Origin of the sequence: Pseudomonas sp. B1-22 (genome assembly GCF_050474425.1) — a bacterium.
GTDB lineage: Bacteria > Pseudomonadota > Gammaproteobacteria > Pseudomonadales > Pseudomonadaceae > Pseudomonas.
Map to the genome: position 1 here is coordinate 916,780 of NZ_JBCHVH010000002.1, position 14,547 is coordinate 931,326.

Annotated in this window: 12 protein-coding genes; 4 read left to right on the forward strand and 8 right to left on the reverse strand. The window is 66.4% G+C overall.

The features are described from left to right. Positions 1-21: 21 nt before the first annotated feature. The 4 genes from ACQ5BL_RS11040 to ACQ5BL_RS11055 all read right to left on the reverse strand — a co-directional run bounded on the left by ACQ5BL_RS11040 (position 22) and on the right by ACQ5BL_RS11055 (position 3,856). Positions 22-1,155, reverse strand: coding sequence for an ABC transporter permease (locus ACQ5BL_RS11040; protein ID WP_243806365.1), 1,134 nt, complete (start codon positions 1,153-1,155; stop codon positions 22-24). Between the two features lie 9 nt (positions 1,156-1,164). Beyond that, positions 1,165-2,337 carry an ABC transporter permease gene (locus tag ACQ5BL_RS11045; RefSeq protein WP_243806367.1) on the reverse strand — a complete coding sequence of 391 codons (1,173 nt, stop codon included), beginning with the start codon at positions 2,335-2,337 and terminating at the stop codon, positions 1,165-1,167. Then, on the reverse strand, positions 2,319-3,290 hold the full coding sequence (locus ACQ5BL_RS11050; protein ID WP_207885920.1) for an HlyD family secretion protein: 972 nt from the start codon (positions 3,288-3,290) through the stop codon (positions 2,319-2,321). The genes ACQ5BL_RS11045 and ACQ5BL_RS11050 overlap by 19 nt, the downstream gene beginning before the upstream one ends. Positions 3,291-3,376: 86 nt before the next feature. Next, a complete protein-coding gene (locus ACQ5BL_RS11055; RefSeq protein ID WP_243806369.1) occupies positions 3,377-3,856 on the reverse strand; it encodes a phosphate-starvation-inducible protein PsiE in 480 nt (159 codons plus the stop codon). Positions 3,857-4,037: 181 nt separating this feature from the next. Between ACQ5BL_RS11055 and ACQ5BL_RS11060 the strand changes: the two genes are divergently transcribed. Next, positions 4,038-4,319, forward strand: coding sequence for a DUF3509 domain-containing protein (locus ACQ5BL_RS11060; RefSeq protein WP_243806371.1), 282 nt, complete (start codon positions 4,038-4,040; stop codon positions 4,317-4,319). Positions 4,320-4,578: 259 nt separating this feature from the next. Next, positions 4,579-4,845 carry a YebG family protein gene (locus ACQ5BL_RS11065; protein ID WP_243806373.1) on the forward strand — a complete coding sequence of 89 codons (267 nt, stop codon included), beginning with the start codon at positions 4,579-4,581 and terminating at the stop codon, positions 4,843-4,845. Positions 4,846-5,545: 700 nt separating this feature from the next. Here ACQ5BL_RS11065 and ACQ5BL_RS11070 read toward each other — a convergent pair. Next, positions 5,546-6,580: a Glu/Leu/Phe/Val dehydrogenase family protein gene (locus ACQ5BL_RS11070; protein WP_243806375.1), complete on the reverse strand. Its 1,035-nt coding sequence runs from the start codon at positions 6,578-6,580 to the stop codon at positions 5,546-5,548. A gap of 152 nt (positions 6,581-6,732) precedes the next feature. On the opposite strand from ACQ5BL_RS11070, the gene ACQ5BL_RS11075 reads away from it, so the two are divergent. Then, entirely contained in the window at positions 6,733-7,542 is an 810-nt protein-coding gene (locus tag ACQ5BL_RS11075; protein ID WP_243806377.1) for a SirB1 family protein, read from the forward strand. Positions 7,543-7,581: 39 nt separating this feature from the next. On the opposite strand, the gene ACQ5BL_RS11080 is transcribed toward ACQ5BL_RS11075, so the two are convergent. From ACQ5BL_RS11080 to ACQ5BL_RS11090, 3 genes are all read right to left on the reverse strand, one after another. Next, the gene (locus ACQ5BL_RS11080) at positions 7,582-10,110 is read right to left on the reverse strand and encodes a helix-turn-helix transcriptional regulator (RefSeq protein WP_243806380.1); all 2,529 of its coding nucleotides are present in this window, start codon (positions 10,108-10,110) and stop codon (positions 7,582-7,584) included. A 175-nt stretch (positions 10,111-10,285) separates the two neighbouring features. Beyond that, the gene (locus tag ACQ5BL_RS11085) at positions 10,286-11,656 is read right to left on the reverse strand and encodes a DUF1329 domain-containing protein (protein ID WP_243806382.1); all 1,371 of its coding nucleotides are present in this window, start codon (positions 11,654-11,656) and stop codon (positions 10,286-10,288) included. Between the two features lie 25 nt (positions 11,657-11,681). Continuing rightward, a complete protein-coding gene (locus ACQ5BL_RS11090; protein ID WP_207885927.1) occupies positions 11,682-13,490 on the reverse strand; it encodes a DUF1302 domain-containing protein in 1,809 nt (602 codons plus the stop codon). 293 nt (positions 13,491-13,783) lie between these two features. Here ACQ5BL_RS11090 and ACQ5BL_RS11095 point away from each other — a divergent pair, with 293 nt between their 5' ends. Continuing rightward, complete coding sequence (locus tag ACQ5BL_RS11095; RefSeq protein ID WP_207886091.1) at positions 13,784-14,536, forward strand: AraC family transcriptional regulator; 753 nt, start codon at positions 13,784-13,786, stop codon at positions 14,534-14,536. Positions 14,537-14,547 lie beyond the last annotated feature (11 nt).

Consider the following 14,547-nt stretch of genomic DNA (forward strand, 5'->3'; position numbering starts at 1 on the left):
TCTCGATAACGAAAGGGCGCTCTACCAGCCCTTGAGCTGGTCCCAGCGCCAGTTGCGGTACTGGTAGATCAGTGTACCCAGCACTCCATAAGCCGCGGCCATGGCAAAGAGGATGAGAATCCTGTCAGCCACCGCCGATAACGGCAGGCTCATCTGATTCATTTCCACCACGGCGCGGATCGCCCAGGTGGAGGGGATCGCGTCGGCCAGCAACTGCACCCACTGCGGCATGGCCTGGGGCGGCCAGGTGAAGCCGGCCATGTAGAACAGCGGCAGGGTGATGAAGGTCATGGTCAGGTAGACCGCCTCTTCCGAGGGCAGCAGCTCGGCGATGAACTCGCTCATGGCGATCACCGCCAGCAGGAAGGGCAGCACCAGCCCCATCAGCATGAAGAACGAGGCGGTCTGCCGGTAGCCCATCATCCACGGCCAGATCACGTAGAAGAGCATCGCCAGCACGGTCCAGATCAGCAGTTGCGCGGCGTAGCGGCCGAAGCGGGTGGAGGTCGGCTGGCGCAGCGAACGCGGGGTGCCACCGCGCAGGTTGAGGTTCACCCGCGTGCAGGAAAGCAGCAGGCTGTGCTGCAGGATCAGCGTCACCAGCCCCGGCAGGACGATGGCGGCGAAACTGGTGCCGGGGTTGAACAGGTCGGTGAGCTGGCCGACCGCCGGTTGCAGCAGGACGTTCGACTGGGTCTCGGAGAAGCCATTACGCATCAGCCGCTCGCGGTTGTAGCGCAGCGAGAGCTCGGTGTAGGTGGCGCTGATGTCCTGCTGGATCTGCCCGTTGGCCATGCGGTTGGTGGCGTCGCCGAAGATCGGCACGGTAACCGCCTCGCCACGCAGCACGCGCTTCTCGAAGTCCAGCGGGATCACCACGATGGCGAACAGCTTGCGCCAGGCCAGGTCGTGCTGCGCCTCGGGCAACTGGTCGTAGCCGAGGGTGGCGATCTTCGGCGCGGCATCGAGCAGGCGCACCAGCTCGCGGGACACGGCGCTGTGGTCCATGTCGATCACCGCCACCGGCAGGTCGTTCATGGTGCGGTGGGCGTAGGGCAAGGTAGTCAGCGCCACCGACAGCACCATCATCAGCCACAGCGGCTTGCTCAGCATGTTCACCAGGGATTCGCGGAAGACGCTCCAGAAGTTTTCCATGCGCGCTCCTTACGCCGGGCTCAGGTCGAGGCGCCGGCGCAGGCGCATCTTGGCGATCATGTAGGCGATCAGCGGGTAGAGCAGCAGCTTGCAGCAGGTGTAGAGCCCGGACTCGGCCGGCGCCTTGCGCAGGAACTGGTCGAACAGGCCGTGGAGGGTGTGGGTCAGCGGCTCGGCCTCGGCGATCACCCGGGCGATCGGCGGCATTGCCAGCTCCGGCAGCAGCACGCCGGAGTAGGTCTGTGCCAGGCCGATCAGCAGGCCGATCAGCGAGTAGGCGCTGAAGCGGTTGGCGGTGAAGATGAACAGCACCAGCCCGAGGCTCTGCGCCGCCGCCACGTAGCAGAAGGTGATCGCCAGCATCCACCAGGGATTGCCGTTGATCCGCGCGCCATTGAGCTCCACCAGCAGGAACAGCTCCACCATCAGCAGTGTGCTGAACAGCAGCGTGTAGGGCGCCAGCTTACCCAGCAGGCGCACGCCGAGGGCCTGGGCACGGAGGATGTGCGGCGACGAGGCGCGCAGCTCCGGCGCCTCGCGGGCCAGCACATGGACGGTGGCGACGATCACGAACAGTTGCAGCAGGTGGACGATGGCGGCGAACTGCTGGAAGTAGATGTAGTTGCCGCTGGCGTTGAACAGGCTCTCATAGGATACGGCGATGCTCGCCAGCGCCGGCATCGGGCGATCCATGCCGGCGGCCAGGCGCGGGCGCAGCTCGGCATTCACCGAACTCATCAGCCCGCTGAAGTCCTGGGTCGAGTAGAAGCCGGCGGAATAGAACAGCGAGTTGTAGTACAGCTCGGCGGTGGGCTGGCGGCCGGCCAGCGCGTCCGCCTCGAAGTCGCGGGGGATGTACAGCAGCGCGTAGTCGTCGGCCATGCGCAGGCGGCGCAATCCCTCCTGCAGACCGCCGCCGAGCACCTCGACCTTGGCGTGGGAGCCGGCGTCCAGCTCGCGGACGATCTGCCGCGACAGGTGGCTGTGGTCGGCATCGACCACCGCCACCGGCATGTCCAGCAGGGTCCCGGCCTGGTACACCCCGCTGATCACCACGAACAGCAGCAGCGGCCAGAGCCAGCCGAGCCAGTGGATGGTCCAGCTGCGCAGGGCAATGCGCGTCTCGCTGCCGAAGGCCTGGGCGAAACGCTGCAGGTTGCGCCTTACTGCTGCCAGTGCCACAGCGCGCTCATCCCGGGGCGCAGGCCGTCCACCGGTTTCTCCGGGTAGAGCCGCACTTCGAAGGTCTTCAGGTCGAAGTCGCCGGTGGCGCGGGTCGCGCGCTTGGTGGCGAAGTCGCCGAGCGGTGCGATGTAGCTGACCTTGGCCTTCACCTCGAGGTTCTTCAGGGCCGGCACCTGAATCGCCACTTCATCGCCCTTCTTCACGTCGGCGAGGATGTCTTCGCGCAGGTTGAACACGAAATAGCTGTCGGACAGCCGCACCAGCGTCAGCAACGGGCTGTAGGCGTTCACCAGCTCGCCCTGCTCCGCCGGGATCGGCCCGACTTCACCGTCCACCGGCGCCACCACGTTGAGGTCGTCGGTCTGCGCCTGCAGTTCGAGGATCTGCGCATCGGCCCGGCGCACCGCCGCTTCCAGCGCACGGCGGCGTTCCTCGCGGTCGCCCTGGTTGCCCTGGTCGAGATTGGCCTGGGCCTCGGCGACGCGGTTGCGCGCCACATCGCGGCCACGGCGGGACAGGTCCAGCTGCGCCTGGGACACGAAGCCGCGGCCAGCCAGTTCCTGGTTGCGCTGATATTCGAGGTCGGCGTTGCGCATCTCGGCCTGGGCCTGGGACAGGCTGGCCTGCAGGGCACGGAGGGTTTCCTCGCGGGTACCGTGGAGGGATTCGTCGAGATTGGCCTGCACCTGGTTGCGCGCGGCGCGCAGGGAATCCAGTTGGGCCTGCAGCTCCGGGCTGCTGAGGGAGATCAGCAGTTGCCCCTGCTTCACATCGTCGCCGCGCCGCACGTGCAGCACTTCGACCCGCCCCTTGGCCTTGGAGGCGACGATCACGTCGGTGGCGTCCGCCTCGCCCTGCAGCAGCAGGGGCTGGGTGTGCAGGCGCAGGTACAGGGTAATGGCGATGATCACCAGGATCAGCAGGGGTGCGAACAGCTTCCATCCCTTCATGGGCTCGGTCTTCCTCGGCGGCCGGATGCACCGATGGTAGTGCATCCGGCCGCGCTACGGCGGACCGGGATCAGTCGCCGGTGCGATCAGCGCTCGTCGTCGCTGATCAGATCACGCTCGCCGCCACGCTGCGGCGAGGCCGGCGACGGGAAGCGCGAGGAGGCATAGCGCACCACCAGGATCGCCAGCGCCAGCAGCAACAGGGCCACCGAGACCAGGATGATGCCGTCGTCCGGCACGTGGTTGTGCTGGATGTCGGCGATCATCAGGCGGGTCAGCGCGGTCATCGCCACGTAGATCAGGAAGCGCACCGGCATGTGGTTGGTCTTGAAGTAGATACCGACCATCGCGCCCAGTTCCAGGTAGATGAACAGCAGCAGGATGTCGTCGATGCTCGCATGGCCCTTGCTCACCATCTCGCCGAAGGCCAGCGCCGCCGACCAGAACACCGTACCGCCGATGGCGAACAGCGCCAGGTAGTGGAAGCCTTCCACCAGCAGGTTGCCCAGGGATTCGGCACAGCCGTGCATCCGTTCTCGCAGGCGCTCGGCCCAGTCCAGTTTCATGGGTTACATCTCCGTTTCTTGAAGGATTCTTCGCGTGAACCTGCTGCCCGAAGCCTGCAAGCACTACGCCATTGATCTTGGGCAGTCATGCCCGCGCCGTGCTGCGGCAACATGACGGCGAACTTTTCCGGTGGGCCTCCGGTCAATCCAGAAGCACGCCCACAACAGGCAGGACCGATTCATGGAAAGCCCCTTTCAGGTACTGACCGACGCCTTCCAGCAGCAGTACCGCGTCAACTTCAGCCTCGAACGGCTCGACGGCAGTATCGTCCTCACCCTTTCCACCGAGGACGGCGTCGCCGCGCGTCGCATGATCCGCAGCAGCCAGTTGCAGGACCCGGAACAGCTACAGCGCGTCATCCAGAGCGTCCGCTTCGGCATCGCCGTCGAGCACGGCCCGCTCGTGCCACAAATGCTGGCGTCGATGGCCCAGGGCGGCCATAGCCTGCTGATCGCCTCCTAAGCCAACTTCTTCTCGTCTGAAAGTTCTGACTGACGGCGCCTTGCGCCGGTCACGTCGGAGCGGTTGCGCGTGTCTTCAGGGCGCGCGCGCACCACATTGGGTCACCGCCGATGGTGGCCGAATACCGGCATCCCTCTTCTCTGCGTCTAGTCTCTGACGAATGGTTCGCGCATGGGCAGTAGCATTGCGCAATCATTTTACTGTATAAATAAACAGTAATTTCCACTCCCCCAACAAGAGAAGGCTTACGAGGTGATGAATGGCCGTCGAAGTGGTGTACCGCAGCAGCCGCGATCCGGAGCGCCTGTTCATGGATAAGGCAGAAGCCGACCGGCACGACAAGATGCTGGAGCTGGCGGAAACGCTGGCTGAGGTACTGCAGAAGGCGGTGCCTTCGCTCAAGGAGGACCAGGTCGAGGAGATCGGCATCTTCATGGCCAGGAACCGCGACGCCTTCGCCCGTGCGTTCAAGAACCAGCCGGATGCGTTGAACGAGCTCTTCAGCGAGGCGGCTGCCGAGGAGTGAGGCGGTCCATCGCGGTACGCAGGCGCAAAGCACCGGTGTTCCCGCTGGAAATGGATTAATCCGCGAGGGATTTCGCGGACAAGGTCCGCTCCTACGAGAGCACATGCACCGCATGGCTCTGGCTTTAAAGACTTCCAGAGAAATATCCGTACACGCCGGAGCGCCCCTTCAGGAGGCCGAGTGGAATCGGAGTTTCAGGGGTTGAGCGGCATGGATGCCGCGAGAGCGTCGTCGGGCCAGGGATGGCCCGTCGACGCGTGCCCCTGAAACTCCGATGGAGCGAGGGGAGTCCCGCGAAGCGGGACCCGGATGATGGGGCAAGGCCTTTTGGTTCCTTTTGGGCCCCAAAAGGGACTCGCCCGAGGGGGCGAAACAAAATCTCCCAGTACACGCCGATGCGGCGCAGAAACACCGAAAGCATCGCGGACGGAGTCCGCTCCTACGTAGGCGCAATAGTCCGGGGTTACCTGTAACCACAGATTCATTCGCGATGGATTTCGCGGACAAGGGCTAGTTCGTAGGGCGTATAACGTTCGACGTTATACGCCGTTTGACCTTGATCTCCGCGCACTCCAGACCCGGCACGAAGCCGCTGACTGAAGGCACTCCGGGCTTGGCCAGCGCACCGCCGATGCGCGCGGTGTAACGGCGTACAACCGCGAACGGTTGTACGCCCTACGATGTGCCACAGTTGGCCGCATCAGTGCCCCGAATACTCCCCGTAGAGAATCCGCTCGGCCAACTTGTCGGCCACCCGCGCCGGCGACAGGTGATCGGCCTGGGCGTGGGCATACACCTCGGTGAGCCGCTCGGCGATCCGCGACAGGTGCGCAGTGATGGTCGGCAGCGCTTCGCCCTGGTGCTGCAGCGCGACGTAGATCAGCCCGCCGGAATTGATCACATAGTCCGGCGCATAGAGGATTCCCCGCGCTTCCAGTTCGTCGGCCACGTCGGGATTCGCCAGCTGGTTGTTCGCCGCTCCCGCCACCGCCGAGCAGCGCAGGTGGCCAACCACCTGCGAGGTGAGCACCCCGCCCAGCCCGCACGGCGCGAGGATGTCGCAGGGCGTGGTGAGCAGCGCCTCGTTGGGCACCGGGCGTGCGCCCAGCTGTTCCACTGCCAGCTCCACCTTCCCCGAATCGATATCGCTCACCAGCAGCTCCGCCCCCGCGGCAGCCAGGTGTTCGGCCAGCGCATACCCCACATGCCCCAGTCCCTGGATGGCAACCCGCAGGCCGTCCAGGTCATCGCTGCCCAGGCGCGCCTGGGCGCTGGCGCGGATGCCGGCGAACACGCCCAGGGCGGTGTGCGGCGAAGGGTCGCCGCCGGTGGTAGTGCTGGTGACATGCCGGGTGTACTGGGCGATGCAGTCCATGTCCGCGCTGGAGGTGCCGCTGTCCACCGCGGTGATGTAGGCGCCGCCGAGGGAGTCGATGAAACGGCCGAAGGCTTCGAAGAGCTCACCACGATTGGGTACGTGGGGCGGGCGGATGATCACCGCCTTGCCGCCGCCCTGGCGCAATCCGGCCAGCGCGGCCTTGTAGCTCATGCCCTGGGCCAGCCGCGCGGCATCGCGCAGGGCGGCATCCTCGCTGGGATAGGGCAGATAACGGCAGCCACCCAGCGCCGGCCCGAGCCGGGAATTGTGGATGGCGATGATGGCCTTGAGTCCCGTGGCCGGGTCCTGGGCGAGATGCAGCGACTCGAGCCGGGTGGCTTCCATCATGGCAAACATGGCGGCGCTCCCTTGCTGTTGACCGGGTCCCCTTGTTCCGGGGCCCTAACAGTATAGGCAGTGACATCCATCCGCGCGTTCGGCGGCGACGCGGGAGACTGGACGAGCGCGGCCCGCAACGGTTAAAACCGCAGGGTCAGCCGGAGAACGCCATGAACCCGCGTGAAGCCTGCCTCGCCTGTCTTGCCCAGGACCCACCGGCCCTGTTCGAAGCGGCGTTGTGGATCGCCGCCGAGCACGAACCGCACCAGAGCCCGGAACAGTCACGCCGCCTGTTCGACAGCCTGGCGCATCAGGTCGCTGTGGCGCTACTGGCTGCCACCACCGACGCCGAGCGGGCCCAGGCGCTGTTGCGCCGCCTGAGCGAGCTGGGTTTTGCCGAAGACGACGAGTTCCCCCTGCAACCCCGCGCCGCCCTGCTCCCCCGGGTGCTGCAACGCCGCCATGGCCAGCCGCTGTCGCTGGCGCTGATCGCCCTGGAGCTGGCGCGCCGGCAAGGCATAACCCTGGTCGGCGTGAACTTCCCCGGACGCTTCCTGCTGCGTGTCCCCGGCGCCGATCACCTGCTCGACCCGGCCACCGGCCGCCGCCTCTACACCCGCGACTGCCGGGACCTGCTGGTGCGCCAGCTGGGCCCGAAGGCGGAGCTGTCCGCCGCCCACCTGCAAACCGCCAGCGCCGCCGAAATGCTGCAGCGCCTGTCGCGCAACCTGCGGCAACTGCACCTGGGCGTTGGCGAGCCGCTGGCGGCGCTGAAGGATGCCCAGCGCGTGCTGGAGCTGGGCGAGCCGACCGCCAGCGATCATCTGGCCCGCGCCGATCTCTATCACGCGCTGGAATGCCCACAGGCCGAACGCTACGACCTGGAGCGAGCGATGCTGCTCAGCGACGACCCCGCCGAGCACCTGCAACTGGCCCAGCGCCTGGCGGAGATCAGCGTGCCGCCCAAGGCCCTGCACTGAGCTGCTACAGAGCCTGATTACGATCTCGCGAGCCAGCACTCAGACCTTCAGTAAACCCAGCTCCTTCGCTCGCGCCACCGCCTGGGTGCGCCGCTCGACGCCAAGCTTGCCGTTGATCCGCCGGGCGTGGGTCTTCACCGTGTGCAGCGAGATGTAGAGGCGCTCGCCGATTTCCAGGTTCGAACAGCCGCGCGCGATCAGCTCCAGTACCGAGAGCTCGCGCAGGCTGAGCAGGCTGTGCACAGGCTCCTCGCCGGAACAGGGGCGCAGGCCGAACAACCCCGGCTGGCGGCGCTGGGTTTCCCGCAGCGTGGCGAGCAGGCCGAAGCGCTGCACCAGTGCCACGCCTTCATTGAGCGCCGCGCGCGCGCCTTCCACATTGCCGGCGATGTAACGGGCTTCGGCCAGCGCCAGCCAGACATCGCAGGCCAGGGTATTACGCCCCTGCCGCAGCAGGTCGGGCAGCATCGCGGAAAGGCGCAGCTGCGCACCTTCGACATCACCCTCGTAGAGTTCCGCGAGTGCCAGGTAGCTCTCCACCTGCAGGATCAGGTCGGGCGTGGCGGCCGGTGGGTTCAGGCGATCCGTGCGGCAGCGCGAGGCCACCCGCAGCAACACCTCGCGCGCCTGCCCTGCCCGCCCCTGGCGCAGGCTCAGGGCGCCGCTGAGCAGGAGCAGCCAACCGCGATACATGGCCTCGGGTACATGCTGCAGTTGCATGAGTCGCTCGACTTCCAGCAGACGGTTGAACGCGCCGTCGATGTCGTCATCCAGCGCATCCAGCCAGGCCATGCCGGTGAGGCCGTAGACCAGGCTAGGATCATGGCTGCGACGGGTTTCGGTGAGGCCGGCGATGAACAGCTCGCGCGCTTCCTCGTTACGCCCCTGGCGCAGGCTCAACCAGCCCCGCCGCAGGGCAACGCGCCCGGCCATGGCATTGCCGGTCACGCTGACCTCATCCAGGTAATCCTGCACCCGCGCCAGCAGGGCGTCGGCACGCTGCAATTCGCCGCGCTGCTCCAGCCACTGGGCACGGTCCAGCTCCAGAAGCGCCTCGAAGGTCAGGCTGCCGTGCAGCCGTGCCAGCCTGAGCGCGTCCCGGTTGAGCAGACGGGCTTCGGCAAGGTTGCCGCCGGCCTGGGCCTGCTGGGTCAGCGCCGACAGGCAGATCAGCTTCTGCGCCCAAGCGTCTTCCGGCAGGTACTCCAGCGCCTCGCGCAGCTGCTCGCGGGAACTGGCGCGGCCACGGGCATGGGCCAGCACTCCGGCAAGCCCCTGCCACTGTGCGACCAGCGCGCGCTGGCGGCGCTCACCGGGCATCGGCAGAAAGCGGGTGAACCCGGCAAGCAGCGCCTCGACGTCGTCCAGCCGGCCGACGAACAACAGGGTCCAGGCGTTGAGCACCAACAGGCGCGGCGTGCTGCACAGCAGCTCGTCCGGGAGCATGTCGCGCAGCGTGAGCACCCGTTCGATGTTACGCCCATGCAGCAGGTGTTCTTCGGTGAAGCGTTGCAGCAGGCTTGCCGCCTCGTCCGGCTGCTCGGCGAGCAAGGCGTGTTCGAACGCAGCGTGGAGGTCGCCGGACTGGCTGAACCACTGGCAGGCCCGGCGATGCAGCATCGCCGCCGGCCAGCGCGACAGGCGCGCCAGGGTCGGCGCCAGCATCGGCGCCACCTGGAACCGGTGCCGGGTGTTGTCCACCGGCTCGATCAGCGCGCCCCAGGCGAGCAGGCCTTCCACTCCCTGGCCGGGCGCATCGAACAGGTAGTCGCTGAGATCCGGGCCAAAGCGGGGAATGACCGCCAACGCGCAGAGGATTTCCGCCAGCGACGCCGGCAAGGTGGTCAGCACCTCCCGTTGCAGATAGTCCTGCAACAGCGCGCCGCCGCTCTCCGCCACCTGGGCCGCGCACGGCACCAGGGTATCGCCGGCGAGACTCAGCAGGCGCAAGCGGATACCGGCGAACCAGCCACGGGTCGATTCATGCAGGGCTTCGCGCTGGGCCTGGGGCCACTCCAGGCCCGACAGGTGCAGATAGCGGTCGAGTTCGCCCTGGGTCAGCGCCAGGCTGGCGGCGTCCAGCTCCAGCAGCTCGCCTTCGAGCAGCAGGCGGGTCAGGTTGCACTTCGGCCGTCGCCGGCTGGCCAGCCACCAGCCAACCTGCGGTGAGGCCACGGCGAGCAGGCGGTCGAAGCAGTCGTCCAGTTCCGTATCCGGCGTGCGCGGGTAATCGTCGAGCATCAGCCAGATCGGCTCGCTGGTGGTTTCCAGCCATGCGCTCAATGCATCTTCGTCGCCGCGCAGCACCCCCAGGGCTTCCGCCAGCCGCTCGCAGAACTGCGCCGGCTCCAGCATCCGCCCACCGAAGCTCAACCAGACCACGCGAATGCCGGCCGGCGCCCGGCGCGCGCACTCGCTGAGCAGCACCGTCTTGCCGCAACCCGGTGGCGCCACCAGCAGGCGCAGGCGGCATTCGGCGGCGCACAGGCTGGCGTGCAGGCGTTCACGGGACAGGTGCTGGCGAGGCAGTCGCGGCAGCGCCGCGCTGTGCAGGGCGAATGTCGACATGGGCTTCTTCCGGCCATTTGCTGCGAGCCAGCCTATGCCTGGGCGCGCGGCGGGCAAAGAACCATCAGCCATATTCATGCCACGTCATAGCGCGAGTGGTGTCAGCCCCGCGCAGCCGTGAAAAAAGAAACCCGGCGCCTCGCATGAGGCACCGGGCAAGGAGCACAGCAGTGGATCAGCGCACGCCGGTATTGCGCAGCGCCGCCGGGGTGAAGTCGGCCATGCTGGCCTTGTTGCCGAACTGGTAGCCGCGCTTCTCCTCGTTGTTCAGGCCGAAGGTCACGTAGCGGCCGGCGAGGATGTCGTACAGCGACTCGGCGGCGTAGCCGGTGGCCAGTTCCGGGTAGAAGGTCATCGAGTGGCCCTCGCCCACGCGCCACAACTGGCCGCGGCCGTCATACAGCTCGGACTCGGCGATCTGCCAGCTGTCCTCGTCGAGGTAGAAGTGGCGGGTGGCGTAGATGTTGCGCTCGCCGGACTTCAGGGTGCCCACCACTTCCCACACGCGGTGCAGTTCGTAGCGGGTCAGGTCCTGGTTGATATGGCCGGGTTTGACGATGTCGTCGTACTTGAGCTGCGGCGAGTTCAGCCGGTAGCTGTTGTAGGGGATGTACATCTCGCGCTTGCCCACCAGCTTCCAGTCGTAGCGGTCCGGGGCGCCGGAGAACAGGTCGTAGTTGTCCGAGGTGCGCATGCCGTCGGAGGCGGTGCCCGGGCCGTCATAGGCCACCTGCGGGGCACGGCGCACGCGGCGCTGGCCGGCGTTGTAGATCCACGCCAGGCGCGGCTCCTTCACCTGGTCCAGGGTCTCGTGGACCAGCAGCACGTTGCCGGCCAGGCGTGCCGGGGCGGTCACCTCCTGCTTGAAATAGGTGAGGATGTTGCCGGTCTTGCTGGCGTCCTGCTCGGCCATGCTCTGCGGCACCGCGATCGACTCCTCGAAGCGGATCGGCGTGTAGCTGCCGTTGGTCTGCGGCACCACCTGCACCACCACGCGGGAGATGTTGCCGCCGTGGTAGCGGGTCAGGTGGTTCCACAGCGCCTGCACGCCGTTCTTCGGAATCGGGAAGGCGTAGTAGCGGCTCTTGTCGAAGTTCTCCAGGCCGTTGCCGTCGTTGATCGGCTGGACGAACTCGGCGCTGCGCTTGATCGCGCCGTAGACCTCATCGGGCAGCGCGAAGCTGCGGTGGGTCTTGTACACCGGGATCTTGTAGGTATCCGGATAACGCTTGAACAACGCCAGCTGGCCGGCGGAAAGCTTGTCCTTGTACAGGTCCACGTTCTGCGCGGTGATGGTGAACAGCGGTTTCTCGCCAGCGAAGGGATCGGAAAGGAAACCCTTGGCGTCCACCTTGCCGGCGTCGCGGGCGATGCCGCCGGTCCAGGCCGGGATGCTGCCGTCGGCGTTGCCTTCCTTCTGCGAGCCCATGGGCGTCAGGCTGCTGCCCAGTTTCGCCACCTCGTCGGCGGAGACCGCGGCCATCACCCCGCAGGACAGCAGGCTCAACGCCAACGCGCCGCATTGAAGGATTCTTGTCGTTCTCATACGTCGGTTCCTTGGGTCAGGCGGGTCAGAAGTTCACGCCGAGGCTGAGCGAAACGAAGTCGCGGTCGACGATGGTGTTGTAATCGCCGCCGAAGAAGTTCGTGTAGTTCAGGCTCGCGGTGTAGGTGTTCTGGTACTCGGCGTCGAGGCCGACGCTGGCGGCCTTGCTGCCTTCGTTGAAGACCGGGCCGTAGCCGTGCACGTCATGGGACCAGGCGATGTTCGGCTTGAGGTTCACCCCGGCGAACACGTTGTTGTAGTCCCAGATGGTGCGGGCGCGGTAACCCCAGGAGGACGAGGTATAGAAACCGCCGCTGCCGTACTGGGCATCGGCCACCGCGTTCTCCGGCACGCCGAACACCGAGTCGCGGCCGTAGCGTTCGCCGACCTTGTCGGTCATGCCGCCGACGTAGGTCACGCCGATTTCACCCACCAGGGTGACGCGGTCGGCGCCCATGGCCTGGTCGAAGAAGTGGGTGAAGGTGGTCTGCGCCTGGCTCACGTCCTTGCGTATATAGCCGTGGTTGACCTGCTCGGCCTGGGCCAGGGCGCCCGCCACGCCGCCGCTGGCGAAGCCGCCGGCAACCGTGGTGGCCAGCAACGGCGTCAGGTCGGTGGTATTGAGCTGCAGCGGCATGTTCGGCCGGAAGCTGAACTCGCCCTGCCAGGCGGTGCCGGTGGGCAGCGTGGTGGAGAAGCTCAGGCCGTACAGGCGGATGTCCTCGGGGTATTCGAGGAAGTAGTGGCCACGTCCCAGCAGGATCGGCTGGGCCAGTGCCGGGGCACCCGCGCCGATGGCGCGCAGGGCGTTGCCGATGTCGGCGGCGCTGGCGTTCTGCATGCTCACGATGGGCGTACGGCTGTGATAGTTCATGGCGTAGGCGCCGTACTCGACATCATCGCCCAGCCAACGCATGGACAGGCCCCACTGCCCGGAATCACGGGCATCGCGGTCGGCACCGCGCGGCACCATCAGGCCCTCGGGCGTCACGGTGACGCCCAGGGAATTGAGCAGCGCCTTGGTCGCCGGGGCGTTCAGCGCGGTGACGGTGTTCTTGTCGAGGATGTTGTAGTTGGTATTACAGCCGTCGGCCGCCACGTCGGTGGTGGAGAAGAAGGTGCCGCAGTTGTCCAGCACCGTCTGGTCCCACTCCAGCTGGTAGAAGCCTTCCACGGACAGCGAATCGGTGAGGCTCTGCGACATGTAGAGCATGTTCACCGGGATCAGGCCTTCCTTGATTTCCGAACCGGGCCGGCGGAAGGCGGAGACGTCGATGGGGTTGATGGCATTGATGCTGTTGCCGATGAAGGTGCTCTCGCCCCAGCTCACCACTTGTTTGCCCAGGCGAACGGTGCCGGGCATGTCGGCGATGGAATAGTTGTAGTAGCCGAAGGCATCGAGCAGCTGCGCCCCGGACGACTTGGCGCCCTCCTTGCGGCCGCTGTTGGAGATCGGCTTCCAATCGGTGTCTTCGTCCTCCAGGCGGAAGTCGTACCAGTACTTGCCACGGGTGAAGACGCCGAAGTCCCCATACTTCAGCTCCAGGTCGTGGATGCCCTTGAATATCTTCGAGAAGGTGTCGCCCTTGCGGAAGTTCAGGCGCCCGTCGTCGTTGGTCTGGGTCATACCGTGGCCGCCGTTGGCGGAACCGATCAGGTCCTGCTTGGGACTCTGGGTACTCCAGCTGGCTCCCACGGACAGGCTGGAATCGAACTGTCCTTCGATTTCCCCAATGTTGAAGTTGATGGCCTGAGCCTGGGTGGCGCATCCCAGGGCGACAGCGGTGGCGAGCAGTTGCGGTTGGAAGAATCCGCGCCTTGTTTTTGTTGTCATGCGGCTCTCCTGATGGTGTCGAGGTGGCTACACCCTACTCAGGCCCCCGAGGGGGAGTAAGCGCTCCAAGGTGGTATTCGAGGTGTCGCCCGAAAGAGTGAATCCCCGCTCTGCCACGGGGCTCTTCAGGCGACATTGGCGCAGGCAATGACGGGCCATCGAGCATCTGGATAGTGCATCGGCCATTGCCACTACCCGAACGCCGCGCTCTGGGGCAGACTTGGCAACCTATGCAAGCCATCGACCAACGCCCCACCGACAGCCATCTCACCGAACAGACCCGCGAGGTGGTGCTGCGCTATCACCAATGCTGGAAGCACCGCGACCTCGATGCGGTGCTCGCGCTCTACCATCCGCAGGTGGAGTACAACGACTTCTTCCAGAACCGTACCCTGGGCTTTGCCGACCTGCGCGACTATGTGCAGGGCACCATGCCCAGCCGCCCGGAAGAGTTCCTCGCCCACATCGACCGCATCCGCGTGGATGGCGATACCGCGTTCATCCAGTACCGCATCGCCTTCACCCTCAGCGGGCGCCTGGCGACCTTCCACTCCAGCGAAGCGATCACCGTGCGCGACGGCCTGATCTGGCGCATCAACGAATACGCCTCGGTGGTGCGCGAGGGCGCCGAAAACCGCTCGCAGGCCAGCGACCCGCGCCCGGCCACCAGCCGCCTGGGCCTCTCGCCGCGCCAGCTGAGCCAACTGGCCAGCGACCTGGAGCACTACTTCAGCAAGAGCCAGCCGTACCTCGCCCCGGACCTGGACCTGACCCAGGTGGCCACCGCCACCGGCTACACCCGCAACCAGATTTCCTACCTGCTCAACCAGGTGATGGGCCTGAGCTTCTACCAGTACGTCAACCAGACGCGCCTGACCCACCTGCTCGCCCAGCTGCGGCCGCCGCTGCCGGCGCGCATCGACGAGCTGGCCTTCTCCGCCGGCTTCAACTCGCTGTCGGCCTTCTATCGCTGCTTCCGCCAGCACACCGGGCAGTCCCCGCGCGAATACCTGAAGCGCCTGCGCGACGAGCAGAACGACGCCTGACCGCCAGTTGC